This is a genomic window from Mesorhizobium sp. M1006 (genome assembly GCF_040318825.1).
GTDB lineage: Bacteria > Pseudomonadota > Alphaproteobacteria > Rhizobiales > Rhizobiaceae > Mesorhizobium.
In genome coordinates, this window is the sequence record NZ_JAMYMZ010000066.1 from 1 (window position 1) to 24,814 (window position 24,814).

A 24,814-nucleotide genomic window follows, 5' to 3' on the forward strand; every position below is an offset into this window, starting at 1 on the left:
CGCTCAGCGGCAGCGCAAGATCGTTCATGGTGGGTGTGGTCTCCGGGAAATGGTTCGGATCGGCTTAAGCAACCAAATCCTACGTCATTTCAACGGCTTGCGCCACATCCACCAACCCCCATGAATTTGGTTAGGTTGATGCGGCGTGCCGCCGCCGTGAGGCCGCGCTCGCTCAGCAGCGCGTCGAGAACGACGAGAAGATTCAGATCGAGCCCTTTGAAACGCATGTCTTAGCTATCCATAGCGTGGATGCATTTGATTGAAACAAACGATTTTACCAATTTTCCGGAATGTCGCATGGACTTGGCAGGACCTCACGTGCGCCGATCACTGCCTCTATCGCGTGGCGAGTCCCTTGAGAAGAGCCCGAAAGAGGAAATCTGTCGCGTGCGGTGGAGATTGTACTGGGAATGAGAGGCAGCGCTCCGATCATGTCGAACTCTCCGACGAATGGCGGACCGGTACAATAGTTGATCGCAACTGGTCCGGAGCTATGAAACATCTCGATTACATATGAGGTGCCGAGTGAATACGCTGACAGCACCCACCGTCGCAGCGTTTAGCTGACGTTTGACGACGGTTCCTATCCATTTACACGCAGATTCTTGATGTGCTGGCGCAAAAGCGGGAGGCCGGCGACTTTTCTTCGTCATCGGGCTGACGCCGCAGAAGCCGGAACTCGTCCGGTTCCTATGGGCATTGGGCTTGGTCGGTCGCACAGGCTCTATGAGGGGCAATTTTGGCAACGCGACGCGACTCGGGTTTTGAACGACGCCGAAAACGCAAGCTGGAAAGGAACAAGATGGCAGATCAACTCGCCAACGAAATAATCGCCATGATCAAGAAGCGCGCCGCGTCGGAGGGCGGCATAGCGCCTGCCACAGGCGGCGAGATAACGGCTGCCACGGGACTGACTTCGCTCGGTATCGATTCACTGGGATTGGCGGACGTTCTCTGGGACCTGGAGCAGGCCTACAGCATCGAGATCGAGATGAATACGGCCGAGGCATGGTCGGATCTCCAGAATGTTGGGGACATGGTGGAAGCCGTGCGCAGCTTGCTCGCTAAGGGGGTGTGAATGGACAGGCGCGTCGTGATTACTGGGATTGGCGGGATTTGCGGGCTTGGGACCAACGCCGCCGCCATTTGGACAGAGATGCAAGAAGGCCGCTCCGCCATCGGCCCAATCGTCAACTCCGAGCTCCATGAATTGAGGGTCAGGATCGGTGCCGAGATCAAGGCGCTGCCGGAGCATGACATCGACGGCAAGCAACTCATCTCCATGGACCGCTTCAGCCTGCTCGCTGTGCTTGCGGCGCGCGAAGCCATGCGTCAGGCCGGACTTTCCTCCAAAGAGGGAAATAGCTATCGCTTCGGTGCGACGGTGGGCGTTGGCGGCTGCGGGTGGGATGCGATCGAGCAAACCTACCGCGCCATCCTTCTGGGCGGTAAGCGTGCCGCTCTCTTGACTGTACCCAAGGCGATGCCGGGTGCCGCTGCCGGCCAGGTCAGCATGAGTCTCGGCCTGCGCGGGCCGGTCTTCGGCGTCACGTCCGCCTGTTCCTCGGCAAACCATGCGATTGCCTGCGCGGTGGACCAGATCAGGCTCGGCCGGGCCGACGTGATGCTTGCCGGCGGCAGCGAAGCGCCGCTCATATGGGGTGTGCTGAAGGCATGGGAAGCGATCCGCGTGCTTTCGCCCGATACTTGCCGGCCATTCTCGGCCGATCGCCAGGGCCTGTCGCTTGGTGAAGGCGCCGGCATGGCGGTGCTGGAAAGCTACGAGCATGCCCTGGCTCGGGGCGCCACCATCCTTGCCGAAATTGCCGGTGCCGGCCTTTCCGCCGATGCGTCCGACATCGTCGCGCCGACTGTCGAGGGGCCGGAGGCAGCAATGCGGGCCTGCCTTGCCGATGCCAGGCTGGACGCCGAGGATGTCGACTATCTCAACGCGCACGGCACCGGCACCAAGGCCAACGACCAGATCGAGACGGCGGCGATCAAGCGCGTCTTCGGTCAGCACGCCTTCTCAATGTCCATTTCTTCTACCAAGTCCTTGCACGCGCATTGCCTCGGCGCGTCCGGCGCGCTCGAGTTGATCGCCTGTGTGATGGCTATCCGCGAGAGCGTCGTGCCGCCGACTGCCAATTATCGTGAGCTGGACCCCGATTGCGATCTCGACGTCACGCCCAATGTGGCACGCGAGCGCAAGGTGCGCGTGGCACTGAGCAACTCCTTCGCCTTTGGCGGCACGAACGCGGTTCTGGCGTTCAGGCAGGTGTAGAAGCCATGAGAGATGCCTCCGCGACGCCAGATCCCGACCCGACGGCAGCGCATCCTGGGCCATCTTGAAGACCGGATCGCGGCGCAGCCGGTTGGCGTCGTTGCCGTCCTCGTAGCCGGCGGCGATCATCTTCATGCGAAAGCCGATCATGTCCGCCAGGCTGTGGACGACCTGGTCCGGGCAGCGCGGATCGTCGATGCAACGCGCCAGACGCTCGGCCACCCGCAACCGCTTTTCCACCTCGGCCAAGGCCAGAACGCCGCTGTTGGACGACAGCATGCCGCCGTCGAAACGGGCGACGACGGACTTGCCGCCGACTGATGACAAACCGCTCAGCGGCAGCGCACGATCGTTCATGGTGGGTGTGGTCTCCGGGAAATGGTTCGGATCGGCTTAAGCAACCAAATCCTACGTCATTTCAACGATCAGATCCCGAGCAGCCAGCCAGTATTCGACCGTCGCTGGCGCCTCCGCCCACTGAGGCCTTGTGCTTCCTCCAGCGAGTCAAGCCGATCACCATGCGTGTCGCCAGTTCTGGTGCTCACCCACGTGCCATTTGCGATCTTGTGTCGGTGAGAGCACCGCAAGCACCTCCCCTGCTAGAGGGCAAGGCGGCTTGCGTCGCCCGTGTTGTTACTATTCTTCGCTGTGGTCGGAGTTTTTTCCTTGGCTTCGGAATCGGGACATTCGGCTTTGCAAAAAAATAGGCCATCGTGGTCGATCGTCACGCCCCCGAGTTCGGCGGCACGATGGGACGACAACGGCAGCGCAAGCTCCATTTGCGCGAGGGGCTCGTCCCTTCAAATACTTGATGCATTTGCGCTTTGCGTACCTCCGTGCATGTTGCTCGATGCCAGGCGGAGACCTCTGTCTAAACGATCGCGCATCGATGCAACGCCCACGCGTAGATCGCCATCATCGCGGCGATCGCTTTGCCGCGATCGCCGCAGCCGTTTTCGAGCACGACAATCATGCCGGCGCTGTCGGCAGCGATGCGCATGCAAAAATTCACAGATGCATTCTGGCCAAATGCTAGCTGCCCAGCAAATGTCCGGCATTTCGCAAGGCCCCTAGGAAGAGACTGGCATGGCCGTTGGCATCGATCTTGGCCTGCATCGACAGGGGCATGCTGTGCCAGTTCTCCAAGGGCGCAATGAAATGTGAGAACGTACCGTTGACGATGCACTGGTGGGTAACAAGACCCTGTCTGTCCAACGCCAGCACGCCGATCTGGTCGCCCTGATATCGGATGGCTGCGACCCGCTGGACCTCCGCGTCACCGTCGACCCGCACGTCGAAAAGCAGGATGCCGCGGCTCCTGGTGGCTACCTCGGCGGCCTTTTCAGCGAAGCTTAAGGAGAGCGAGCGGACGCTTTCGACCGCCAGCCGTAAAACCATCAAGTCCAGTTCATCCACTGCCATAAGGTACCTGCGCGCAACACATGGGTGATAGCAATCGACCACACCGCTTGTTCACAGATGTCGGCTCACGACCGATCATTCAGGGTTTGCCGGTCGTCCATTGACCGAGGGCGTGCTCCGGTTCGAACCGATCCTGAAGCGGAATGCGCTGGATCTACGGAACCCGAGGCCAAAGTTGCCGCGACAATTGATGTCGTGATCATTCCAGACATCTGCATCGGCGTCGCTGAACATCCCACTGGTAAGTCCGTTCTCTTGCGGCAAGCCCATCTTCGGGCCGTCTTGTACCTGAAACCCTCGCGGTGGCGTCCCTCGAAGCTCTGGACCGCCGGGCGCTTGATCGTCGAGAACTTTGTTTACGAAGGTCCGGACCTCCTGCAGAGCATATTCCGGTGCGCTCGCCTTTGAGCATTCCGCTGAAGCGTGACGTTTCGCTAGTCCGTGTTCCTTGCAGGCTCACCGCGAGGGCGCCTTGCACACAGCGGCACGTCAGCGCATGAAACTCGTCCCCCGTTCACTTCACAAAATGGATTTCCTGAAGTACTGGGAGCGCAGAGAAATCTCCGGTCGCAGCCTACCCGGTTAAAACAAGGACCCAAAAATGAAGACTCTCGTCGTCTGCTCCGGCGGATTGGACTCCGTTACCCTTGCTCACAAGGTGGCAGCGGAGCACGAACTCGCCGGCCTCCTATCTTTCGATTACGGCCAACGGCATAGGAAGGAATTGGGCTTCGCCGCCCTTTGCGCGGAGCGACTGAGCGTCCCGCACCGCATCATCGACATCCACGAGATCGGCGGCGGCCTTTCCGGCTCCGCGCTGACCGATAATGTGGACGTGCCCGACGGGCACTACGCCGAAGACACGATGAAGGTCACGGTGGTGCCGAACCGGAACGCCATCATGTTGGCCATTGCCTTCGGCTTCGCCGCAGCGCACGGCGCTGAGGCGGTGGCGACGGCCGTGCATGGTGGGGATCATTTCATTTATCCCGACTGCCGTCCGGCCTTCATCGACGCTTTCCAGATGATGCAGGACCACGCGCTCGACGGCTACGCGGAGATTCGCATTTATGCACCCTATGTGAATCTCACGAAGGCGGACATTGTTAGGAATGGAGCAGCATACGGCACGCCGTTTGCGCAGACCTGGTCCTGCTACAAGGGCGCCGAGCGTCACTGCGGGAGGTGCGGGACCTGCGTCGAGCGGCGCGAGGCGTTTCATCTTGCAGGGCACCCGGACCCCACCGAGTACGAGGACTCCGACTTCTGGCTCGACGCGCTGCGCAGGAGGATGGTGTAATGTTCTGCATCACTAAGGAATTCCACTTCTCGGCCTCGCATCAGCTCACCTCTTTGCCGCCCGAGCACCAATGCGCGCGCCTGCACGGGCATAACTACATCGTCGAAGTAGAGCTTTCGGCGAAGGAACTGAACGAGCACGGCTTCGTGCGCGACTATCATGATCTGGCGCCGCTAAAACGCTATATCGACGAGAGCTTCGACCACCGACATCTCAACGAGGTGCTGGGGCATGAGCAAGTCACGGCGGAATATCTGGCCAGACATTTTTATGAATGGTGCAAGGCACGCCTGCGCGAAACCTCGGCCGTGCGGGTGAGCGAAACGCCGAAAACCTGGGCGGAATACCGGCCATGACCGATACGCATCCCGCAATCCGCGTGAGTGAGATTTTCGGGCCGACGATCCAGGGCGAGGGCGTGCTCATCGGTTTGCCGACGGTGTTCGTCAGAACCGGCGGGTGTGACTATCGCTGTTCCTGGTGCGACAGCCTGCATGCGGTGGACAATCAATTCCGCCACGAATGGGAGATGATGTCCATTGGCGCGGTGTGGCAAAACGTGCTTGCGCTTTCCGGTGGCCGCCCGCTGATGGTGTCGCTGTCAGGCGGCAATCCGGCCATCCAGCCGCTCGGCGCGCTCATCGAGCGAGGCCATGGTGAAGGTTACCGTTTTGCGCTGGAAACCCAAGGTTCGGTGGCCAGGGACTGGTTTGCCGACCTTGACGTGCTAGTCCTCAGCCCAAAGCCGCCGTCAAGCCAAATGACGACCGATTGGGCCGCTTTCGAGGCGTGCCTCCAGGCGGCACAAGGCAGGCCACAAATCGTGCTCAAGCTCATTGTTTTCGACGAAAGGGACTACGCCTACGCGAAAGACGCCGCTGCGAGATTTCCGCGGCTTCCGATCTATCTGCAACCCGGCAATCACACGCCGCCACGCCCCGCAAATGAAGACGCGCCTGTCGACCTTGACGGAATATTGAAGCGCATGGAGTGGCTGGTTGATAGCGTGACCCGCGACAGGTGGTTCGAAGCCCGTGTGCTGCCGCAGCTGCACGTTATGCTCTGGGGTAACAAGAGAGCTGTGTAGCCTAGGCCCGCTTTTCACTGAAACTGCGCCGACGAATATTCGGGTGGACGGGTTGTCCCACGCTTGAAGGCGCTGCCGGGGTGCTTGCCGACTTCTACCACCGGCACCAAGAGCGTGGCCAGCCGCTTACGATTAGGATTGTTGCCGAGGCTCGGTTTCGACGGGCGTCGGCCTGGCGCGAACCAATCAAAGGTTAGCGCGAGCCACGGGTGGAATAGTATGGTGTTGCGATCCGGCGGCGCCTGCTGCAGCTGGCACGGTCCTTGCCGATTCTCGTTGCAAGGCCGAAGGGAGCTGTCGGCCGACAACCATGATCTGGCCAGGACGATTGTCGACTGCTTCCGATACAGAAAAGAGGCCGGACTCGACGTGGCGCTTCAGGGACTGCGAAATGGAATACGGCGCCGGAAGGCACGACCGGACGATATCGTCGCTATGCCAAGACGCGTCTGGTCCGCTCCGAATCCTGTCTTGACACGACGGTCGCCGATCAACAGTGAAAAACGTAGCGCAATCGGTTCACGATCGACTGAGAACCATGACCGTTCCTCTGCGGTGCTCAGACTGCCGCTGAGTGCCTGGCCGTTCCACTTTCGAAATATTTGTCGAACTTCGCCGCGATGCTTCTGACAAAGGGCCGGCTTTCCGCCGGCACGACGAAGCGGTCACCATCAAGTTCAAGCAGCCGCGCAGGACCATGAAGAGCCGTGGAACTCGCCTTGAGGAGAAGTCTTTGGCCGGCTTCGCCAAAGCGCTCCACCAGCTCAATCGCCGAGAAGGCGAAGTCACACATCAATCGCTCGATGATCCAGCCGCGAACACGGTCGTCGTCGGAAAGCGCGATACCCCGAACAGCGGCCAGCCCGCCATCAGCAACCATGCGTCCATACTCGGCGGTCGAAGGCATGTTCTGTGCATAGCCCTGGCGAAACTGGCTGATGGATGACGGGCCAAGGCCGATCAAGGTCTCGCAGCGATCCTCGGTATAGCCCTGGAAGTTCCGGCGCAGTGTTCCCGCGCGGGCGGCAAGCGCGAGGGCATCGCCCGGTTTGGCGAAATGGTCGAGCCCGATTGCTTCGTATCCCTGGTCCACGATCGCCCGCGCCGCAAGTTGCGATTGAGCAAACCGCTCTGCCGGACCCGGCAGCCATGCCTCGTCGATCATCGTCTGATGTTTCTTGAACCACGGCACATGGGCGTAGCCAAAAAGCGCTATCCGATCCGGTTCCAGGGTCAGTGCCTGCGCGACGGTGGAGGAGACACTCTCCCTGGTCTGGTGTGGCAAGCCGTAGAGCAGGTCCAGATTGACCGATTCGACGCCGCGCGAACGAACGCCGTCGACTACCGCTTTGGTCTGCAAAAAGCGCTGCTCGCGGTTAATTGCCTTTTGCACCTTCGGGTCAAAATCCTGCACGCCGAGGCTCGCACGGGTCATGCCGATTTCGGCGAGTGCGTCGAGGCGGGCATCGTCCATATCATTGGGTTCGATTTCGACGCCGATCTTGGCGCCGGGAAGAAAGGTGAAACTGTTGCGCAGGGCGGTTCCCAGCGCCACCAGATCCTCCGGTTTGAGCATCGTTGGCGAACCGCCGCCGAAATGGACGGCACGCACGCGGCCCTTGCCTGCGACAAGACCGGCGACGGTGGCGATCTCGGCATGCAGTGAGCGAAGATATGTGGTCACCGGTTCGTAGTGGCGTGTCTGCTTGGTATGGCAGGCACAGAACCAGCAAAGCTTGTCGCAGTACGGGATGTGCAGATAGAGCGAGATCTCGTCACCACCTTCGAGCGCCTCCAACCAGCCTCGGTAAACGACGGCATCGACCCCCGCATGGAAATGCGGCGCGGTCGGATAACTGGTATAGCGCGGGACGTTCTCGCCAAGTCTGGCAGCTAGCTCCAGCCGCATGTCGTGGTCCACCGTGTTTGCGTCGCCGGAACTGTGGATGCTTGGATGAGCCTAAGCCCTGATTTCGATCAACCTTCAGCACGGACAAACTGCCGCAAGGATTTTTCTACCGTCGATTGCTATCCTGCCCGTACTGGACCGGTAGAGCGATCGAATGACATTACGGCAGGACAGTCACAGTTCCGGCATTCCCGTTCTTTGCCTGTCTTGCGAGGCACGGCACCGCGGTGTCTGTGGTGCGCTCGAACCAGACCATTTGGCTCAGCTCGCCAAGACGTCGTCGCGGCACAATATCGAGCCGGGGGTCGAACTGATCGGCGACGCCGAGGCGGTCGACTGTTATTCAAACGTGCTTTCAGGCGTGGTGAAGCTCACGAAGAGCCTTTCGGACGGCCGCCAGCAGATCGTCGGTCTCCAGTTCGCGCCGGATTTTCTGGGACGGCCCTTCAAGATGAAAAGCGCGATCAATGCGGAAGCGGCAACAGCTGTCTCGCTATGCTCGTTTCCGAGAGCGGCCATCGAACGGATGATGAAGGAATCACCGGAATTTGTGCATCGCCTGCTCAAGCAGGCGCTGAACGAACTCGACGAGGCACGCGAATGGATGGTGACTCTGGGGCGCAAGACCGCACCGGAGAAGGTGGCGAGCTTTCTCCTCATGATCGCCCGGAACATCGGTTCCAGTGTTGACCCGGCGGCTAAGTCGGCGTGCTTCGAGCTGCCGATGACGCGTGCCGACATCTCTGATTTCCTTGGAATTACAAACGAGACCGTGAGCCGTCAGCTGACCAGCCTGAGAATGGACGGCGTGATTCGGATCGAGAACAACCGCCGTGTCACCGTGGACAGCATGAGCCGGCTGGAACGGCGCTGCGGCGGCCGAGGCGCAACCGCCCTTTGAATGACACCGAAGCTGCATGGCCTAGGTCACTTACTTCGTTCGGGGCAGGGCATGCTCGCGTTGCGCTTAGAAGAAGTCGCATAGCGATAGCCCGCTCTCCATCCGATCGCATGAGCCAGGTGCGTTTCGGCCAACTCGTCGGCGAAGCATCCATCCTCGAGGTGCTCGACGTGCAACCGGCTGTTCCAGGCAGGATTGCACTCGGCCGAAGTCAATACGCCTCACACGCAGGGGAAAATCGCCGTCTCCCCGAACCATGTATGTCACGAAGTTAGCGCAACGCTGGCGCTGGCTGTCCCAAGGCATTGAAACGATCGACGTTCGGCAAGGCATCGGCCTACTTTCCAGCGTCACAGAAGGCGCGCTTCCCACACGCCCGCGATCGCCTCCAAACCCGGCCCGACCTGGGACGCCGGGCCTGTCCATAAGCGTGGCGGCCGGTGCCGCGCTTCCACATTCGATCGCCACAGTCTGATCGCACCGAACTCGATCCTGCTCGAAGCAAAATCGTGCGGCTCTGACATGGATCAGGGCGAGCAGGCCACGGCTGCGCAATAAGGCACTGCGGTTTGGCGCCCGCCGGAATCGGAAATCGGGGCTTGCGATGAAATTCGGCACAGAGATCGTCCTTCTAAGCCTGTTTGCGTTTGCGGCCCTGGTGGCTGCCGGCTTCGGCGTAGATGAACCTTTTCGCCGGCATATGTGGGTTTTGTTCTTCGCCGTGGCTGGCTTCACTGCGATTCTGTTGCGCAACACGGAGTTCAAGCCGGCAGTTCCGATCGACCCCGCCGCTTACATGGATGGGCCGATCCGCTTCGGTGCCGTCGCCACAGTATTCTGGGGCGTCGTCGGCATGCTGGTCGGCGTGGTCATCGCCCTGCAGCTCGCCTACCCGGATCTCAACATCCAGCCCTGGTTCAATTTCGGCCGTTTGCGGCCATTGCATACGTCGGGCGTCGTCTTCGCCTTCGGCGGCAATGCGCTGCTCTGCACGTCTCTGTATGTCGTCCAGCGCACCTGCCGCGCTCGGCTGTTCGGCGGCGATCTCGCCTGGTTCGTGTTCTGGGGCTATCAGCTGTTCATCGTCATGGCGGCAACCGGCTACCTGCTCGGCATCACCGAGAGCCGCGAATACGCCGAGCCCGAATGGTATGTGGACCTGTGGCTGACCATTGTCTGGGTCGCCTATCTCATCCTGTTCCTCGGCACGATCCTAAAGCGCAAGGAACCGCACATCTATGTCGCCAACTGGTTCTATCTGTCCTTCATCGTCACGATCGCGATGTTGCATGTGATCAATAACCTATCGATGCCCGTGTCGTTCGTGGGTTCAAAGAGCTATTCAGCGTTTTCCGGTGTCCAGGATGCCTTGACGCAGTGGTGGTACGGCCACAACGCCGTCGGCTTCTTCCTCACCGCTGGCTTCCTCGGCATGATGTATTATTTCGTGCCCAAGCAGGCCAACCGACCGGTCTATTCATACCGGCTGTCGATCGTCCACTTCTGGGCTTTGATCTTTCTCTACATCTGGGCCGGTCCGCACCACCTCCACTACACCGCCCTGCCGGACTGGGCCCAGACGCTCGGCATGGTGTTCTCGATCATGCTCTGGATGCCCTCGTGGGGCGGCATGATAAACGGCCTGATGACGCTCTCGGGCGCCTGGGACAAGCTGCGCACCGACCCGATCATCCGTATGATGGTGATGGCCATCGCCTTCTACGGAATGTCGACCTTCGAAGGCCCGATGATGTCAATCAAGGCCGTCAACTCGCTCTCGCACTACACCGACTGGACCATCGGTCACGTCCATTCGGGCGCGCTCGGATGGGTTGGCATGATCTCGTTCGGCGCGATCTATTTCATGGTCCCGAAGTTGTGGAACCGCGACCGGCTTTATTCGCTGCGGCTCGTCAACTGGCACTTCTGGCTGGCGACGCTTGGGATCGTCGTTTACGCCGCGGTGATGTGGGTGTCCGGCATCATGCAGGGCCTGATGTGGCGCGAATACAACGAGCAGGGCTTCCTGGTCTACTCCTTCGCCGAGACCGTCGCCGCCATGCATCCCTACTACATCATGCGTGCCATCGGCGGCGCGATGTATCTGTCGGGCGCCCTCATCATGGCCTGGAACATCGCCATGACCATCCTCGGCTACCAGCGCGAGGAGGATCCGATGCCGCGCTCCATCCCCGCCCTCCAGCCTGTGCGATCAGGAGCCAGAAAATGGGCCTGATTGACAGACACGCGGTCATCGAGAAGAACGCCACACTTCTTCTCCTCGGGTCCCTGCTGGTCGTAACCATCGGCGGTATCGTCGAGATCGCGCCGCTCTTCTATCTCGACAACACCATCGAGAAGGTCGAAGGCATGCGGCCCTATTCGCCGCTCGAGCTCGCCGGGCGCAACATCTATGTGCGTGAGGGCTGTTACCTCTGCCACAGCCAGATGATAAGGCCGTTCCGCGACGAGGTCGAGCGCTACGGCCACTATAGCCTGGCGGCCGAGTCGATGTACGACCACCCGTTCCAGTGGGGCTCGAAGCGCACCGGGCCGGATCTCGCCCGGGTCGGCGACCGCTACTCGAACGGATGGCACGTCCAGCATCTCACCGAGCCGCGTTCGGTGGTACCGGAATCGATCATGCCGAGCTACGCGTTCCTGAAGGACATGCCAATCGAGGTGAAGGATTTCTCGACGCATCTGATCGCCAACAGCCGTGTCGGTGTGCCCTATTCAGACGACATGATCGCTCATGCCAATGCCGATCTCATGGCGCAGGCCGATGAGAATGCCGATACATCGGGCCTGGAGAGACGCTATCCGAAGGCCAAGCTTGGGGACTTCGACGGCGATCCGCAGCAGGTCACCGAAATGGATGCGCTGGTCGCCTATCTCCAGATGCTCGGCACGCTGGTCGATTTCAGGACCTATGACGAAGCCGCCGGTTACCGCTGAGGAGAATGGCGATGACCTACAATTTCATGCGGGAGTTTGCCGACAGCTGGGGCCTGCTTGCCATGGCACTTTTCTTCCTCGGATGCGTTGCCTTTGCATTTCGTCCCGGCAGCCGCAGGCAAGCCGAGAGAGCCGCTCACATTCCTCTCAAGGACGACTGATCATGGGCAGCGAGCATATCGACGAGGTTTCGGGCATCTCGACGACCGGCCATGAGTGGGACGGGATCAAGGAACTCAACAACCCGCTTCCGCGCTGGTGGGTCATAACCTTCTACATCACCATTGCCTGGGCGATCGGCTACACCGTCGTCTATCCGGCATGGCCGATGCTGACTTCCGCGACCAGGGGTGTGCTGGGGTATTCGAGCCGCAGAGACGTCAAGAATGAACTGGCGGCGGCCGAAGTGGCCAAGGGTAAATTTGTCGCTGCCATTCAGGCGAAGACCGTCTCCGAGATTACAGCCGACAATACGCTACGCGAATTCGCCATCGCCGCAGGTGGCGCCGCGTTCAAGGTCAATTGCGTGCAGTGCCATGGCTCGGGCGCTCAAGGGTCCAAGGGTTTTCCCAACCTAAACGACGACGATTGGCTGTGGGGTGGCAACGCCGAACAGATCCAGCAGACGATTGCGCACGGCATCCGCTTCGCATCAGACCCGGATACGCGCCTGTCGGAAATGCCTGCTTTTGGCGACATCATCACGACGGATCAGATCAAGCAGGTCGGCGCCTATGTCGCAAGCCTCTCCGATCCTGTTCAGGACACAAGCCTGATCGAACTCGGCGCCAATGTTTTCGCCGAGAATTGTGCGGCCTGTCATGGTGAGAATGCAAAGGGCAACAGGGAGCTCGGCGCACCCGACCTGACCGACGCGATCTGGCTTTACGGGTCTGGCGAAACAGCCATCGCCGCGCAGGTCCGCGCCCCGAGGCATGGCGTCATGCCGGCCTGGATCGGGCGTCTCGGCGAGATCAAGGTCAAGGAACTCGCGGTCTATGTCCATTCGCTTGGCGGCGGAGAATAGGAACGCAAGCCTATTCTCGTCCTCCCCCCAACCGCCAAGCGACGAGGCCCGGCGCGAGCCGGGCCTCGGCATCATCCAGAAACCGATGGGTCGGGCTTCCGGCGAAATCGTCGCTGGTGACTGGAGCTTCTCGTGCTCGATAACACGCAAATAGAACGGCTCGAAGCCGATGCGGTCAACTCCGCCAAGACCCGTCAGCCGCTCTATGCCGGACGCAAGAAGATCTTCCCGAACCGGGCTTCTGGCAGTTTCCGCCGCTTCAAGTGGTCGGTGATGGCAATCACGCTGGGGATCTACTACCTGACCCCCTGGCTGCGGTGGGATCGCGGGCCATTTGCCCCTGACCAAGCCGTGCTGGTCGATCTTGCCAACCGCCGCTTCTACTTCTTCTTCATCGAGATATGGCCGCAGGAATTCTACTACGTCGCCGGCCTGCTGGTCATGGCCGGTGTCGGCCTTTTCCTGATCACATCCACGGTCGGCCGGGCCTGGTGCGGCTATACGTGCCCGCAGACCGTGTGGGTCGATCTGTTTCTGGTCGTCGAGCGAGCCATCGAGGGCGACCGCAACGCGCGCATCAAGCTCGATGCCGGTCCCTGGACTGCGCGCAAACTCGTGCTGCGAACATCGAAACACGCCATTTGGCTGGTCATAGGGGTGCTGACCGGCGGCGCCTGGATTTTCTATTTCGCCGATGCGCCGATGCTGCTTGGGGAACTCTTCACCGGCACCGCCGCCCCCGTCGCCTACATCACCGTCGCCGTGCTGACGGCGACGACCTATACGTTCGGCGGGCTGATGCGCGAGCAGGTCTGCACCTACATGTGCCCATGGCCGCGCATCCAGGCGGCCATGCTCGACGAGAATTCCCTCACCGTCACCTATAATGACTGGCGCGGCGAACCGCGCTCGCGTCACGCCAAGAGGGTCCTTGCCGCCGGGCAGCCCGTCGGCGACTGCGTCGACTGCAATGCCTGTGTCGCGGTGTGCCCGATGGGGATCGACATTCGTGATGGCCAGCAGCTTGAATGCATCACCTGCGCGCTCTGCATCGATACCTGTGACGGTATCATGGACAAGCTCGGCAGGGAGCGCGGACTGATTTCCTATGCGACGCTGGCCGACTACAACGCCAATGTGATGCTGGCGACCCCGGGCGGCTCCGGTTCAGTCAACCCGTCACTGGTCAGGAGCGCTGACGGCCTGTTCTCCGACAAGGTGGCCCGTTTCCATATCCGCAAGATCTTTCGCCCGCGCACCTTCATCTACATGGGCGCCTGGTCGGCGGTCGGTCTCGCGCTGCTCTATTCGCTGCTGACCCGCGAACGGCTCGAATTGAATGTCCTGCACGATCGCAACCCGCAGTTCGTGACGCTGTCCGACGGTTCGATCCGCAACGGCTACACCGTCAAGCTGCTCAACATGATCCCCGAACCAAGAACGATCATTGTCACGATGCAGGGCCTGCATGGAGCCGAAATGAGCGTTGTCGGCATCGACCTGCCGGCGGATCGCTCCTTTGCCATCCCGGTCGAACCCGACCGGCTGAAGATGCTCAAGGTTTTCGTGCGTCAGCCGGCAGATCAGGTTCGGGGTGCAGCGCAAAGCTTCAAGTTCCGCGTCGAAAACAAGGCAACGTTCGAGTCGGACGAATACACGGCCACTTTCAACGCACCGGAGATCGCCAGATGAGCGACACCTCGCGACAATCCCGCGAATTCACCGGCAGGCATATGCTGTTCACCATCCTTGGCTTCTTCGGCGTGGTCATAGCGGTCAATCTGACGATGGCGACGCTCGCCAACACGAGCTGGACCGGCCTTGTCGTCGAAAACACCTATGTGGCGAGCCAGCAGTTCAACAAGAAGGCCGAGGAGGGGCGAGCTCAGGCAGCCCTCGGCTGGACTGGCAAACTGACCATCGCAGGCGGTGAGGTCCGCTACAGCCTCACCGATGCTGTCGGCAAGCCGGTTGCCTTGCATGGCGTCAAGGTGCTGTTTCGTCATCCCGCCTACGAGGCCGAGGACAAATCCGTCACTCTTGCCGCTGCCTCCGGTCAGATATTCGCCGCGCACCACACGCCCAAGGATGGCGTCTGGATCGTCGAAATCGACGCCGATGCGAGCCTTGCGGAACTCTATCGCGACGTTCGCCGGATCATGATTTCCCACGGGGCGCTGCAATGAGCTGCTGCGCGCCAGGCGCCGAAATGGCATTGGACCTGGAAAAGGTCACACTGGTCCTGCCTTCTGGCCAGGAAATCAGACTGGCGAGCCGCTCGATTGGCGAAAATCTTCGCCAGACCGACCTCTCGGTGCCGGCTGTGCATTGTGCCGCCTGCATCCAGACGATCGAGACGGCGATCGGCAAGCTGGATCGCGTCGAAGGCGCTCGTGTCAATCTTTCGACGAAACGTGTTTCGGTCCGGTGGCGCGGCGAGGAGGTTCCGCCATTCGTCGCCACACTTGGACGGCTGGGCTATGGCGCGCACCTGTTCGATCCCGAGGCTGACGGGAAGGACAAGACGCTCTCGGAACTGATCCGCGCCGTCGCGGTCGCCGGCTTTGCGGCGGGCAACATCATGCTGCTATCAGTCTCCGTCTGGTCCGGCGCGCAAGGCGCGACCCGCGACCTGTTCCATTGGGTCTCGGCCTTGATTGCCATTCCTGTGCTCGCTTTCGCCGGCGGCATCTATTTTCGCTCGGCCTGGAATGCGCTGCGCCACAGCCGCATGAACATGGACGTGCCGATCGCGGTCGGGGTATCGCTCGCTTACGCCATGAGCCTCTACGAGACGATCAACCATGGCGACCATGCTTATTTCGACGCGTCGGTGTCGCTGCTGTTCTTTCTGCTGATCGGCCGCACGCTGGATCACGTGATGCGGGAACGAGCACGGACGGCCGTAAACGGACTGGCTCGGCTGGCGGCGCGCGGCGCCATGGTGCTGCGCGAGGATGGTTCGCGCGACTACTTGCCGGTTGGCGAGATCGAACCAGGAATGGAGCTCTTGATCGCGGCCGGCGAGAGGATGCCCATCGACGGCAGGATCATTGGCGGGGCGTCGGATCTCGACTGTTCCCTGGTTTCCGGGGAAAGCACGCCCAGAACGGTGGGCCCGGGGGCGCAGGTCCAGGCCGGTACACTCAATCTCACCGGTCCGCTGACCATCGAGGCGACGGACGCCGCGAAGGATTCATTCCTGGCCGAAATGGTTCGGCTGATGGAAGCGGCAGAGGGCGGCCGCGCCCGCCATCGCAGGATCGCCGATCGCGTCTCCGCGCTCTATGCCCCCGTGGTCCACCTCACCGCCTTTGTGACGTTCCTCGGCTGGATGGCGGCGACCGGCGACTGGCACCGGGCAATAACAATCGCGATCGCCGTTTTGATCATTACATGCCCGTGTGCGCTCGGTCTCGCCGTGCCGATCGTGCAGGTGGTCGCTGCGCGGCGGCTGTTTGAAAGCGGCGTCATGGTCAGGGACGGCTCCGCCATGGAGCGCCTGGCGGGGATCGACACGGCATTGTTCGACAAAACCGGCACGCTTACGCTCGGACTGCCCAGGCTGATCAATGCGCCGTCCATCGATCCGACGATGCTCGCCATGGCGGCCGAGATGGCAGCGCATTCCCGCCATCCCTTTTCGAAGGCAATTGCTGGCAATGCAGCCTTTGCCGGCCAGCCGAAACTCGCGTCCGTCAGCGAGCATCCGGGCTTCGGCATCGAAGCCATCGCCGAGGGCAGTACCTGGCGGCTGGGTCGCCGCGGATGGGGTGAGTGGAAAGCCCGGACCGGCGGCGAAGGCAAACAAGGCTATGGCGGAACCGTTCTGACGAAGGACGGGGTCATTGTCGCGACTTTCGATTTCGAGGATGAGCTGCGTGCCGATGCCAAGGCGGCCATCGAGCAACTGAACGGCGCCGGCGTGTCGGTGGAGATGCTGTCGGGCGACACAGAAGCTGCCTGCGGCGAAGTTGCGGAAGCACTGGGCGTCGAGCGCTTCGTTCCCGCGTTGCTTCCCTCCGGGAAGGTCGAACACGTCGAAGCATTGACGCGAACTGGCCACAAGGTGCTGATGGTCGGCGATGGGCTCAACGACACGCCTGCATTGGGCGCCGCACACGTTTCGATAGCTCCGGCCACGGCGGCGGATATCGGTCGCAACGCCGCGGATTTCGTGTTCCTGCGTAAAAGTCTTCTGGCGGTCCCACTTGCTTTAGACATTTCGCGGAAGGCCGGACGGCTGATCCGGCAGAACATCGCCATCGCGATCGTTTACAATGGCATCGCCGTGCCGGTCGCCATTCTGGGGCACGTTACGCCACTGATCGCGGCGGTCGCGATGTCCGCCTCGTCCCTCCTGGTCATCGGCAATGCGCTACGCCTGCAAGGTTTCGTGTCAAATGCATCGGTGCAAGATGCCCGACATGACAGGCGCTCCGACATTGGCGCACTGGCACAATCCTCATGACGACGCTCGCCTACCTCATACCTGTGGCCCTGTTCCTCGGAGCGCTTGGGCTGGCGGGGTTCCTGTGGGCCTTGAGGAGCGGCCAATATGAAGATCTCGATGGCGCCGCCGAGCGGATCCTGATCGACCGCGACGAGCCACGCAGTTGACCCAGCCTGCCCTGCGAGGACTCGCTCCAATATTTTCCGCGGTTGCTTCGCGTCATGCCGATTTCGGCGCGCGACGGGTGCGAACGGATCAGCCAGAATACGTTGCCGAACTTTCGGCCAGGAAAGGGCCGCACCGAACGGGAAGCCGGCCATTTCATGATGACCTGACCAGACCATGGCGTGGCGATCGACCAGTCGACCGTGAACCCGCCGTTGCCGCGTTTATCGAGCCTGGTTGATCCACATCAGGGTTATCTCTTCATCGGCATGGTTTCATTGAGCATTTTTGAACGGAGAACGGATGTCTAACGGACGGTTAGGTCGCGTGGAGGCGCTTGGGGAGATGAGCCGCAAACCGTGGATCGATTGCGATGCGTTCCAGTGCCCTTCGTCGCAGATAGCCGACGCAATGGCGGCACGCTGATGGCCGGCTCTGTCGATAGATTCGACGTTATTGTGGTCGGAGCCGGGCCGGTCGGACTTTCCTTCGCCGCGTCGCTTGCCCAGAGCCGACTCAAGGTGGCAGTGGTTGAACGGCAGTCGCTCGAAAGCCTGGCGAATCCGGCTTTCGACGGTCGCGAGATCGCGCTGACCCAGGCATCGGTTGGAATCCTTCGCAAGCTCGGCGCCTGGGATGCCATCCCCGCTTCGGACAAATCACCGCTACAAGGCGCGCGCGTGCTCAACGGATCGAGCCCTTTCGCCCTGAGCTTCGATTCTCCCAGCGGATCTGGGGAACCACTCGGAATTCTGGTCCCAAATTGTCGCATCCGCGACGCCCTGTTCAAGCTTGTCCACTTCCAGGATCATGCCCAGCTGCTGTGCGGCCGCTCGGTCGTCAATGCAACAACCAGCCACAAAGAACCAGTCATAACGCTCTCTGATGGCAGGCAATTGGCCGCTCGGCTGCTCGTTGCAGCGGATTCGCGTCTGTCCGCGACGCGCGACCTGCTCGGCATTGGCGCCGACATCAATCGGCTTGGCAACTCCATGCTGATTTGCCGGGTGAGGCACGAGCGCGCCCATCACCAGATCGCGGTCGAATGGTTCGATCACCATCAGACGATAGCGATGTTGCCGCTCATGGAAGGCGTGTCGTCGCTGCTTCTCACGTTGCGCTCAAACGAGGCCGACAGACTGCTTGCTCTCGACGACGATTTGTTCCTGATGGAATTGACGAACCGTTGTCGAGGACGCCTCGGAGAGATGACCTTGGCAAGCACCCGCCATGCCTATCCGCTGGTCACGACCTGGGCGCACAAGTTCTGGGCTCCGAGTGCGGCACTGATCGGCGATGCTGCCCTCGGCATGCACCCGGTGACCGCGCATGGCTTCAACATCGGCCTCAGCGGCCAGAAGCAACTCGCCGATGGAATCCTGGCGGCATGTCGTGAGCGCCGCGACATTGCTGATCCTGACATGCTCGGCAGATACGAAAGCCGGCTGCGTCTGTCGGCGGCACCGCTCTATCATGCTACGAATGTACTTGTCGCTCTTTACTCAGGCGAGCACCCGACGGCACGGCTTGCAAGACATGCGGGGCTTCGCTTTGCCCAATATCTTCCCTTTATCCGCCATGGCATTTCGGCCATGCTCAGGCGGTGAATCGCAGGCAGCGCTGCCGCTCTGGAACGCTATCTCGGCCCGGCTTCCTTTTGTCTCTGACGTTGCCGATCCTGGCATGATTCGGATCAAGAAACGCGCGCGGACGAGACCTTGATGATCAGCCGGCAATCCTCAGAGCAGACCTGCGACCCGAAGCCATGGTGAGCGCACTGGCTATCCCTGCTGGATAGTTAACCCGTCCTTCAGCGGGCTTGCGTAAGCTTGTCCTCGCGAACAACGATGGGAGCAAGCTGGTCCGTCCATGGCCCCGAAGAAAGAAGACACGCTGGAGGCCAAAATCCGTCAGGATCAGCTTGCTGACCTGAGGACCGGTCTCTTCGTGTCGATGCCGATAAGCGCTATCCTGTCAGGCCTGATTTGGGCGGTGCACGCCCTTTCTGGCAGCGGCTTTGCCGCTGCAATCTGGTTCCTGGTCGTCAATGCGATAAATGCCGCCCGCGTTGCACTCGCGCGTTATCAGCTAAAGGAAACGGGGCGCCATGACGGTTTAGTGGGGGTTTTGCCGCGGCTTCGCTGGTTTGGCATCCTTGCTCTTCTGGCAGGGTTTGCCTGGTCCTTCCTGGCCGTCCTGACTGTTGGATACACGACACCTCAAGCACCGCTGCATCTGGTCATTCTGGCGGGCATTTCCGCTGGTGCGGTTACATACGGCAGTTCGTATGCCGCGGCGGCGACCAACTTCATCACACCTCCGCTCCTCATCACAGTGGGTTGCCTTTTGGCGAAAGGCAATTTTGAAGACTACATTCTGGCTTTTACCGTTCTGCTCTTCATGGGCGGCTTGGTTCGAGCTTCGTTTGTTGGGCAAGCACGGTTCCGCGAAGCGAGCCGCCTGAGGCATGAGGCCGAGCGGCTTGCGGCGGAGATGAAGGCCAGTTCCAGGCAGGACCACCTGACGGCCCTTCTCAACAGGCGTGGCCTCGAACACGCTATCGGACGGTTCGAGACCGCGGATAGCCCCTTCGTGGCAATGCTGATTGATCTGGACGGGTTCAAATCCGTCAACGATACCTACGGTCACAGGACCGGTGATGAACTGCTTGTCAGGATCGCGCGCCGCATAGAGGAGGAAGCACCGGAAGGCTCAACGCTCGCTCGTATCGGCGGCGATGAATTCGTGCTGTTTTTTCCTTCAACGAGGGTTTCGCTTTCTGCCAGTGATCTCGCCTCCAATATCATAGCCAAAATTGCCCGCCCCTATATCGAGGTCGCGTCCGTCCGGGTCGGGGCATCAATAGGAATATACCTGGCGGAAAGCCCGGGCCTGACCGAAATGTTGTTGCGGGCGGATATCGCCCTTTATACGGCCAAGCGTCGTGGCAGGAACGAATTTTGCCTGTTCGATGCCGAACTCGACAGGGAACTGCAACGCCGCCAGTCCGTCGAACGGGACCTTCATTCGGCAATAAAGACGAGAAGCTTGCAACCTTGGTTCCAGCCGATCGTGAAACTCGACACCGAGGCCGTGGTCGGCTTTGAAGCCTTGCTGAGGTGGTCCCATCCGACTCATGGTGCCATCTCTCCACCCGAAATCATCACAGCTGCACGCGAAACCGGAATGCTTCAGCTGCTGACGCAAACCGTATTCGCCGACTGTTGTGCTTTTATCGACGGCTTGGTGAAAGCTGACTGTCGTGATCTCCGTGTGGCGATGAATGTTTCACCGCGCGAACTGGAAGCCGGCGATATCGACGACATGGTTCTGGATGGTCTGGCGGCAAGAGATCTCCCTGCAACGATGTTCGAGATCGAGATTACCGAAGAATCCCCAGTTGACCCGGACAGAGTGGATGAAAAGCTCGGACGGCTTTCACATGCCGGCATTTCCATCGCGCTCGATGACTTCGGCACCGGCTTTTCTACGTTGGCATCGCTCAAGGACAGTCGGATACGCAAGGTGAAAATAGACCAGGGCTTCATTCGCGGCTTGGCCAAGTCCCGAGAGGACCGACTGCTTGTCAAATCGGTCATCGATCTCGGTAACATGCTCGGGATCGAGGTCATGGCCGAGGGCGTCGAAACAGAGGCGGATCGGCAAACCCTGCACAAGCTTGGCTGCCGAACCGCTCAAGGCTTCCTGTTCTCCAAGGCTGTGCCTCTGAGCCAAGCACTGGAAATGGCAGTCAAACAGCACGCGAACCAGTTGTGACCGCTCCCGCCGCGCCATCTCTCGCGGCCGTGCGCTCATGAGTGGCGGGTATCTGAACTTCCTTGTGAAGAGCATGACAATCCGTGCTGTGCGTCAGCCGGCGAACAGTTCCTTGTAGCCGGTCGTCACCATCCAGTTCGCCCGGTCGATATGGCTGCGAAGAGCCTTGCGGGCGCGGACCGGTTCAAGGGCCGGGTCGATGCCGAGAATGAGATCGGCCATTTCCTCTTCGCTGGCATTGTCGGCGCAGGCATCCAAAATCTTCAGATAGATCGTGAAATGCTGCCTGTCGTAGGCCGTCAGGCTCTCCGACCAGGGGACTTCGTCGCACAGAGTTGAGTTTCGAGTCTCATCTGTTCCCATTGATCGATTCATGCCTGTTGCGAGCCTCGGCTGTTGAGCGCTGGATGCAACGCAGAATATCCCAAAATGGGATAATCCGAAACCGGGATTAGTCGCTGATCCGGTCTTTACCCGACCGGTTCGCCTACATGCCCAAGTCTCTTCGATCGCCCCGCCACCAGCGGTTTCTGGCCCAGCTGGTTTCCCTGCGCAAGGCCAAAGGCCTGACTCAGGCGCAGGTGGCCGAGAAGCTTGATCGTCCCCAATCCTTCGTGGCCAAGTACGAAGGTGGAGAGCGTCGTCTCGACGTGATCGAGTTTCTCGACTTAACTGCGGCGCTTGACGCTGATCCGTGCGAGATTCTGTCCAGCCTGCGGTCCTAGCGGGCGCCCGCGCGCCTAACGGCTCGCGCCGGTGCCGTGAACCGAGCGCGCTTTTCTTCGGCAAGCTGCCATTCCGCTGCGGGTGGGTCTTTACCAGGCCATGCCGATATAGGATGATAATCCTAGGTGGGGCGATTCCTCAACGGAGATCGCAATGGCTAGGACCAAACTTTCCAAGCAGCTTTCACAGGCTGAAATCGAGCGCTTTCTGGCGGAGGCGGAACGGCTGCACAAGAGCATCGTCCAGCCGCTTCTATCACCTAGCAGCGACCATTACCGGGCTCTCCAACGCACCCATGACGCGCTGTTAAAGACGGTGAAGGATATCACGGGTAAGGATGCGCCGTTCATTCAATGGTTCGGAACAGGGCCGGTGAATTAGACCAGACTTATAGACTCCAGGCTGCAAACGTCGCATTCTCTCTTCGGGGAGAAGGGGCGTGGGCAACCATCGCTATCAAAGCAACTCCTGGCTGGCTTTCTTGCCTTCGAATCGACCCTGCCGATGTCGGCTGCAACATCAAAGCCAATATAAGCCACAAACGGGCGAGCGCGTCTATCATGATCCCGGTCAGGAATATTACTGGGACACGCGCCTCAACCTGTTGAAAGGCGAGCGCTGGCTTTGTTCGTAGGAAGCCGCGCGCACGGCGGCGATGTCGTCGAGTTTCTCGACGTAACTGCGGCGCTTGACGATGATCGTGCGAAAAATCTGTCCTGGCGGGCGCCCGCGCGCCTGACGACGCGCACCAGGTGCTCGTGAACCGAGCCCGCTTTTCTTCGGCAAGCTCAGGCGGTCTCGGCCATTCGGCTTCGCCCCTTGGCGCGGGCAGCCCTTCGGGCTGTGACGGCCGCCGCCCTTGCGGGCGGCGCGGTTTGGCTGTTGGCCTTTCCCGGTGGCGCGGGGTGGGCGGCACTCCCTTCTAGGCCCGCCGCGGCAGCCCGCAACCCTTCGCGTGCCGCTCAGGGTCCTCCTCTTCGTTCCGGTCTTCGGATGCGGTCCGCCTCCCACGGCGGGCCTTTCCGGTCGCGACTCGCCGCCCACCCCGCTTCCGGGGAAAGGCGCGGCGATTGGCGAGCGGAGGATGAGACGATGCATGCAAACAGCAAGCGTTGTGCCAGCACAGAGGCTGGCGCAGGCAAGGGCGGGCGCCCCAGCGCCAGCCTTTATCAGGAGATCACGGACCGCATCATTGCCGAGCTGGAGCGCGGCACCGTGCCATGGGTCAAGCCATGGGGCAGCGCAAAGGCAGGCCTTGGCCTGCCGAGGAATGCATCCTCTGGGCGCACCTATTCTGGAATCAATATCCTCATCCTGTGGGGCGCGGTCATCGAGCGCAGCTATCCCAGCCAGAACTGGCTCACCTTCCGGCAGGCGCTCGTCCTTGGCGGCAATGTCAGGAAGGGCGAGCGCGGCACGACCATCGTGCATGCCGACCGCTTTGTCCCCAAGGACGAGAGGGAGCGCGCACGCCACCAGGGCGATGAACCACAGGCAGTGCCTTTTCTGAAGCGCTTCACCGTCTTCAATGTCGCGCAGTGCGATAATCTTCCGGAAGACCTCTATGCCGCCGCCGAGCCGCTGCCTCAGTGCGAGATCGTGCCGCAGGCCGAGACGCTCATTCGCGCCAGCGGTGCGGATTTCAGGGTCGGCGGCGATCGCGCTTTCTAATGCCGGGCAGCGACCACATTCAGGTGCCGCCGCAGCCGGCGTTCCATCACCAGATCGACTATTACCGGACCTGCTTTCACGAGCTTGGCCACTGGACCGGCCACCCAACGCGGCTTGCTCGCGAACTCTGCGGCTCGTTCGGCTCCAAGGCTTACGCGCGTGAAGAATTGGTCGCCGAAATCACTGCCGCCTTCGTCTGCAGCAATCTCGGTATCGAGCCGACCGTGCGTCATGCCGATTACATCGGCTCATGGCTGAAGGTGCTGCGCGAGGACAATCGCGCCATCTTCCGTGCCGCCAGTCTTGCTTCCAAGGCCGCCGATTTCCTGTTTGGCCTTCAGGCCGATGCCGAAGGCGAGGCGCAGGAAGGGATTGCGGCATGACGATGCGCGATCCTCAACTGACCGCGAGCGAGCCGACGCCGCAAGGCGAGCAGATGCTCATTCCCGGTGTCCGGCCGATCACCACGCGCGATCGGCTCACCCTCCTGATGGACGCGCCGATGTGTCCGCGCGCGGCGCAAAAGCCGCTCGATATCGGCCTCTTCGATGAAGCCAGCAGAAATCAACTCGACCTGTTCGGACAAGGAGTCTTTCCATGATCCTGATCACCGATCCGCTGCGCGCACGACTGCTCGCCAATGGCGCCGCCGACGCCGACATCGACCATTTTCCCGTTGTGAAACTGTTTAATCCTACAGGTGCCGCGACGTGGCTTCTGAGCGAACTCGACGCCGATGGCGACACGCTGTTCGGCCTTTGCGATCTCGGCTTCGGCTTCCCCGAACTCGGCAGCGTCAGTCTGGCCGAGCTTGCATCCGTAAAAGGTCCGCTTGGCCTCGGCATCGAGCGCGACCTGCATTTCCAGGCGCGCTTTACGCTCTCCGTCTATGCCGAAGCCGCCCGCATTTGCGGCCACATCACCGAGGCCGAGCGACTTCTGCGGCAGGCAGCAGACGCCCTTTCAAAGCCCCATTCCGAGCTTCCGCCCGACACGGCGGAACAGCAGCGCCGATAGGCGCAAAAACCGTCCCCCCCCCCGGCCGCCGTGGCCGAAGCGCCCGGAGCAGCCCACCAAAAACCAACGGAAAAAACAAAGAACAAAGCCCCAACACCAGCAGAACGCACACACAAA

At 60.9% G+C, this 24,814-nt stretch carries 25 protein-coding genes and 3 pseudogenes; 21 read left to right on the forward strand and 7 right to left on the reverse strand.

The genetic code is table 11. The features are described from left to right. Positions 1-125 precede the first annotated feature (125 nt). Positions 126-227: pseudogene (locus NKH60_RS31570) on the reverse strand (LysR family transcriptional regulator); the annotation flags it as partial. A 575-nt stretch (positions 228-802) separates the two neighbouring features. Here NKH60_RS31570 and NKH60_RS31575 point away from each other — a divergent pair. Together NKH60_RS31575 and NKH60_RS31580 are read left to right on the forward strand one after the other, a co-directional pair. After that, positions 803-1,078, forward strand: a complete 276-nt coding sequence (locus tag NKH60_RS31575; RefSeq protein ID WP_352874660.1) for an acyl carrier protein — start codon at positions 803-805, stop codon at positions 1,076-1,078. Beyond that, positions 1,079-2,284, forward strand: a complete 1,206-nt coding sequence (locus tag NKH60_RS31580) for a beta-ketoacyl-[acyl-carrier-protein] synthase family protein (RefSeq protein ID WP_352874661.1) — start codon at positions 1,079-1,081, stop codon at positions 2,282-2,284. A gap of 17 nt (positions 2,285-2,301) precedes the next feature. On the opposite strand, the pseudogene NKH60_RS31585 reads toward NKH60_RS31580, so the two are convergent. The 3 genes and pseudogenes from NKH60_RS31585 to NKH60_RS31595 form a co-directional block, all read right to left on the reverse strand. Further along, positions 2,302-2,641: pseudogene (locus tag NKH60_RS31585) on the reverse strand (transposase); the annotation flags it as partial. A gap of 514 nt (positions 2,642-3,155) precedes the next feature. Then, positions 3,156-3,284: a hypothetical protein gene (locus NKH60_RS31590; protein WP_023722056.1), complete on the reverse strand. Its 129-nt coding sequence runs from the start codon at positions 3,282-3,284 to the stop codon at positions 3,156-3,158. Between the two features lie 32 nt (positions 3,285-3,316). Next, complete coding sequence (locus NKH60_RS31595; RefSeq protein WP_352874662.1) at positions 3,317-3,706, reverse strand: hypothetical protein; 390 nt, start codon at positions 3,704-3,706, stop codon at positions 3,317-3,319. Positions 3,707-4,307: 601 nt separating this feature from the next. On the opposite strand from NKH60_RS31595, the gene queC reads away from it, so the two are divergent. Genes queC through queE form a run of 3 tightly spaced genes read left to right on the forward strand, consistent with a single transcriptional unit; the run spans position 4,308 to position 6,093 of the window. Continuing rightward, positions 4,308-5,006 carry a 7-cyano-7-deazaguanine synthase QueC gene (gene queC / locus NKH60_RS31600; RefSeq protein ID WP_352874663.1) on the forward strand — a complete coding sequence of 233 codons (699 nt, stop codon included), beginning with the start codon at positions 4,308-4,310 and terminating at the stop codon, positions 5,004-5,006. Further along, the gene (gene queD, locus NKH60_RS31605) at positions 5,006-5,362 is read left to right on the forward strand and encodes a 6-carboxytetrahydropterin synthase QueD (RefSeq protein ID WP_352618963.1); all 357 of its coding nucleotides are present in this window, start codon (positions 5,006-5,008) and stop codon (positions 5,360-5,362) included. Before queC ends, queD begins: the two co-directional genes overlap by 1 nt. Further along, positions 5,359-6,093 carry a 7-carboxy-7-deazaguanine synthase QueE gene (gene queE, locus NKH60_RS31610; RefSeq protein WP_352823958.1) on the forward strand — a complete coding sequence of 245 codons (735 nt, stop codon included), beginning with the start codon at positions 5,359-5,361 and terminating at the stop codon, positions 6,091-6,093. Before queD ends, queE begins: the two co-directional genes overlap by 4 nt. Positions 6,094-6,652: 559 nt before the next feature. Here queE and hemN read toward each other — a convergent pair. Next, positions 6,653-8,002: an oxygen-independent coproporphyrinogen III oxidase gene (gene hemN, locus NKH60_RS31615; RefSeq protein WP_352874664.1), complete on the reverse strand. Its 1,350-nt coding sequence runs from the start codon at positions 8,000-8,002 to the stop codon at positions 6,653-6,655. Between the two features lie 154 nt (positions 8,003-8,156). Here hemN and NKH60_RS31620 point away from each other — a divergent pair, with 154 nt between their 5' ends. From NKH60_RS31620 to NKH60_RS31670, 11 genes are all read left to right on the forward strand, one after another. After that, positions 8,157-8,903, forward strand: coding sequence for a Crp/Fnr family transcriptional regulator (locus NKH60_RS31620; RefSeq protein WP_352874665.1), 747 nt, complete (start codon positions 8,157-8,159; stop codon positions 8,901-8,903). A gap of 604 nt (positions 8,904-9,507) precedes the next feature. Beyond that, positions 9,508-11,139 carry a cytochrome-c oxidase, cbb3-type subunit I gene (gene ccoN, locus NKH60_RS31625; RefSeq protein ID WP_352508084.1) on the forward strand — a complete coding sequence of 544 codons (1,632 nt, stop codon included), beginning with the start codon at positions 9,508-9,510 and terminating at the stop codon, positions 11,137-11,139. Beyond that, entirely contained in the window at positions 11,130-11,861 is a 732-nt protein-coding gene (ccoO, locus tag NKH60_RS31630; RefSeq protein ID WP_352874666.1) for a cytochrome-c oxidase, cbb3-type subunit II, read from the forward strand. The genes ccoN and ccoO overlap by 10 nt, the downstream gene beginning before the upstream one ends. A gap of 11 nt (positions 11,862-11,872) precedes the next feature. Further along, a complete protein-coding gene (locus NKH60_RS31635; RefSeq protein WP_352457387.1) occupies positions 11,873-12,022 on the forward strand; it encodes a cbb3-type cytochrome c oxidase subunit 3 in 150 nt (49 codons plus the stop codon). 2 nt (positions 12,023-12,024) lie between these two features. Continuing rightward, positions 12,025-12,888 carry a cytochrome-c oxidase, cbb3-type subunit III gene (gene ccoP / locus NKH60_RS31640; RefSeq protein WP_352468492.1) on the forward strand — a complete coding sequence of 288 codons (864 nt, stop codon included), beginning with the start codon at positions 12,025-12,027 and terminating at the stop codon, positions 12,886-12,888. A 132-nt stretch (positions 12,889-13,020) separates the two neighbouring features. Then, positions 13,021-14,580, forward strand: a complete 1,560-nt coding sequence (ccoG, locus tag NKH60_RS31645) for a cytochrome c oxidase accessory protein CcoG (RefSeq protein ID WP_352874667.1) — start codon at positions 13,021-13,023, stop codon at positions 14,578-14,580. Continuing rightward, positions 14,577-15,074, forward strand: a complete 498-nt coding sequence (locus NKH60_RS31650) for a FixH family protein (protein ID WP_352874668.1) — start codon at positions 14,577-14,579, stop codon at positions 15,072-15,074. Before ccoG ends, NKH60_RS31650 begins: the two co-directional genes overlap by 4 nt. Next, positions 15,071-17,359, forward strand: a complete 2,289-nt coding sequence (locus NKH60_RS31655) for a cation-translocating P-type ATPase (RefSeq protein ID WP_352874669.1) — start codon at positions 15,071-15,073, stop codon at positions 17,357-17,359. Before NKH60_RS31650 ends, NKH60_RS31655 begins: the two co-directional genes overlap by 4 nt. Continuing rightward, the gene (gene ccoS / locus NKH60_RS31660; protein ID WP_023679633.1) at positions 17,356-17,508 is read left to right on the forward strand and encodes a cbb3-type cytochrome oxidase assembly protein CcoS; all 153 of its coding nucleotides are present in this window, start codon (positions 17,356-17,358) and stop codon (positions 17,506-17,508) included. Before NKH60_RS31655 ends, ccoS begins: the two co-directional genes overlap by 4 nt. A gap of 423 nt (positions 17,509-17,931) precedes the next feature. After that, positions 17,932-19,113: a 5-demethoxyubiquinol-8 5-hydroxylase UbiM gene (ubiM, locus tag NKH60_RS31665; protein ID WP_352874673.1), complete on the forward strand. Its 1,182-nt coding sequence runs from the start codon at positions 17,932-17,934 to the stop codon at positions 19,111-19,113. Between the two features lie 262 nt (positions 19,114-19,375). Beyond that, the gene (locus NKH60_RS31670; protein WP_352874670.1) at positions 19,376-21,283 is read left to right on the forward strand and encodes a putative bifunctional diguanylate cyclase/phosphodiesterase; all 1,908 of its coding nucleotides are present in this window, start codon (positions 19,376-19,378) and stop codon (positions 21,281-21,283) included. A gap of 93 nt (positions 21,284-21,376) precedes the next feature. Here the strand turns inward: NKH60_RS31670 and NKH60_RS31675 are convergent, their stop codons facing one another. Then, positions 21,377-21,646 (reverse strand): DNA -binding domain-containing protein, encoded by a 270-nt coding sequence (locus NKH60_RS31675; protein WP_352643034.1) that lies wholly within the window; start codon positions 21,644-21,646, stop codon positions 21,377-21,379. 128 nt (positions 21,647-21,774) lie between these two features. Here NKH60_RS31675 and NKH60_RS31680 point away from each other — a divergent pair, with 128 nt between their 5' ends. Together NKH60_RS31680 and NKH60_RS31685 are read left to right on the forward strand one after the other, a co-directional pair. Beyond that, positions 21,775-22,008, forward strand: a complete 234-nt coding sequence (locus NKH60_RS31680) for a helix-turn-helix domain-containing protein (protein WP_023679646.1) — start codon at positions 21,775-21,777, stop codon at positions 22,006-22,008. A 154-nt stretch (positions 22,009-22,162) separates the two neighbouring features. Further along, on the forward strand, positions 22,163-22,390 hold the full coding sequence (locus NKH60_RS31685) for a hypothetical protein (RefSeq protein ID WP_352808474.1): 228 nt from the start codon (positions 22,163-22,165) through the stop codon (positions 22,388-22,390). A gap of 198 nt (positions 22,391-22,588) precedes the next feature. Here the strand turns inward: NKH60_RS31685 and NKH60_RS31690 are convergent, their stop codons facing one another. Next, positions 22,589-22,795 (reverse strand): hypothetical protein, encoded by a 207-nt coding sequence (locus NKH60_RS31690; protein WP_352874671.1) that lies wholly within the window; start codon positions 22,793-22,795, stop codon positions 22,589-22,591. Positions 22,796-23,101: 306 nt separating this feature from the next. Here NKH60_RS31690 and NKH60_RS31695 point away from each other — a divergent pair. The 3 genes and pseudogenes from NKH60_RS31695 to NKH60_RS31705 all read left to right on the forward strand — a co-directional run bounded on the left by NKH60_RS31695 (position 23,102) and on the right by NKH60_RS31705 (position 24,697). Beyond that, positions 23,102-24,063 (forward strand): annotated as a pseudogene (locus NKH60_RS31695) (ArdC family protein). Further along, positions 24,060-24,281 carry a hypothetical protein gene (locus tag NKH60_RS31700; protein WP_352818468.1) on the forward strand — a complete coding sequence of 74 codons (222 nt, stop codon included), beginning with the start codon at positions 24,060-24,062 and terminating at the stop codon, positions 24,279-24,281. Before NKH60_RS31695 ends, NKH60_RS31700 begins: the two are co-directional and overlap by 4 nt. Continuing rightward, positions 24,278-24,697, forward strand: coding sequence for a DUF2958 domain-containing protein (locus tag NKH60_RS31705; protein WP_023800968.1), 420 nt, complete (start codon positions 24,278-24,280; stop codon positions 24,695-24,697). Before NKH60_RS31700 ends, NKH60_RS31705 begins: the two co-directional genes overlap by 4 nt. The last annotated feature ends 117 nt before the right edge of the window (positions 24,698-24,814 follow it).

Bases quoted from the DNA above. Each gene is read 5' to 3' on its own strand.
- NKH60_RS31590 (WP_023722056.1), bottom strand. From the start codon at position 3,284: ATGCGCATCGCTGCCGACAGCGCCGGCATGATTGTCGTGCTCGAAAAC.
- queC (WP_352874663.1), top strand. From the start codon at position 4,308: ATGAAGACTCTCGTCGTCTGCTCCGGCGGATTGGACTCCGTTACCCTT.
- queD (WP_352618963.1), top strand. From the start codon at position 5,006: ATGTTCTGCATCACTAAGGAATTCCACTTCTCGGCCTCGCATCAGCTC.
- ccoN (WP_352508084.1), top strand. From the start codon at position 9,508: ATGAAATTCGGCACAGAGATCGTCCTTCTAAGCCTGTTTGCGTTTGCG.
- NKH60_RS31700 (WP_352818468.1), top strand. From the start codon at position 24,060: ATGACGATGCGCGATCCTCAACTGACCGCGAGCGAGCCGACGCCGCAA.
- NKH60_RS31650 (WP_352874668.1), top strand. From the start codon at position 14,577: ATGAGCGACACCTCGCGACAATCCCGCGAATTCACCGGCAGGCATATG.
- NKH60_RS31635 (WP_352457387.1), top strand. From the start codon at position 11,873: ATGACCTACAATTTCATGCGGGAGTTTGCCGACAGCTGGGGCCTGCTT.
- NKH60_RS31655 (WP_352874669.1), top strand. From the start codon at position 15,071: ATGAGCTGCTGCGCGCCAGGCGCCGAAATGGCATTGGACCTGGAAAAG.
- ccoO (WP_352874666.1), top strand. From the start codon at position 11,130: ATGGGCCTGATTGACAGACACGCGGTCATCGAGAAGAACGCCACACTT.
- ccoS (WP_023679633.1), top strand. From the start codon at position 17,356: ATGACGACGCTCGCCTACCTCATACCTGTGGCCCTGTTCCTCGGAGCG.
- ccoP (WP_352468492.1), top strand. From the start codon at position 12,025: ATGGGCAGCGAGCATATCGACGAGGTTTCGGGCATCTCGACGACCGGC.
- NKH60_RS31680 (WP_023679646.1), top strand. From the start codon at position 21,775: ATGCCCAAGTCTCTTCGATCGCCCCGCCACCAGCGGTTTCTGGCCCAG.
- NKH60_RS31675 (WP_352643034.1), bottom strand. From the start codon at position 21,646: ATGGGAACAGATGAGACTCGAAACTCAACTCTGTGCGACGAAGTCCCC.
- queE (WP_352823958.1), top strand. From the start codon at position 5,359: ATGACCGATACGCATCCCGCAATCCGCGTGAGTGAGATTTTCGGGCCG.
- ubiM (WP_352874673.1), top strand. From the start codon at position 17,932: ATGGCCGGCTCTGTCGATAGATTCGACGTTATTGTGGTCGGAGCCGGG.
- hemN (WP_352874664.1), bottom strand. From the start codon at position 8,002: ATGCGGCTGGAGCTAGCTGCCAGACTTGGCGAGAACGTCCCGCGCTAT.
- NKH60_RS31575 (WP_352874660.1), top strand. From the start codon at position 803: ATGGCAGATCAACTCGCCAACGAAATAATCGCCATGATCAAGAAGCGC.
- NKH60_RS31685 (WP_352808474.1), top strand. From the start codon at position 22,163: ATGGCTAGGACCAAACTTTCCAAGCAGCTTTCACAGGCTGAAATCGAG.
- NKH60_RS31595 (WP_352874662.1), bottom strand. From the start codon at position 3,706: ATGGCAGTGGATGAACTGGACTTGATGGTTTTACGGCTGGCGGTCGAA.
- NKH60_RS31620 (WP_352874665.1), top strand. From the start codon at position 8,157: ATGACATTACGGCAGGACAGTCACAGTTCCGGCATTCCCGTTCTTTGC.
- NKH60_RS31580 (WP_352874661.1), top strand. From the start codon at position 1,079: ATGGACAGGCGCGTCGTGATTACTGGGATTGGCGGGATTTGCGGGCTT.
- NKH60_RS31705 (WP_023800968.1), top strand. From the start codon at position 24,278: ATGATCCTGATCACCGATCCGCTGCGCGCACGACTGCTCGCCAATGGC.
- NKH60_RS31670 (WP_352874670.1), top strand. From the start codon at position 19,376: ATGGCCCCGAAGAAAGAAGACACGCTGGAGGCCAAAATCCGTCAGGAT.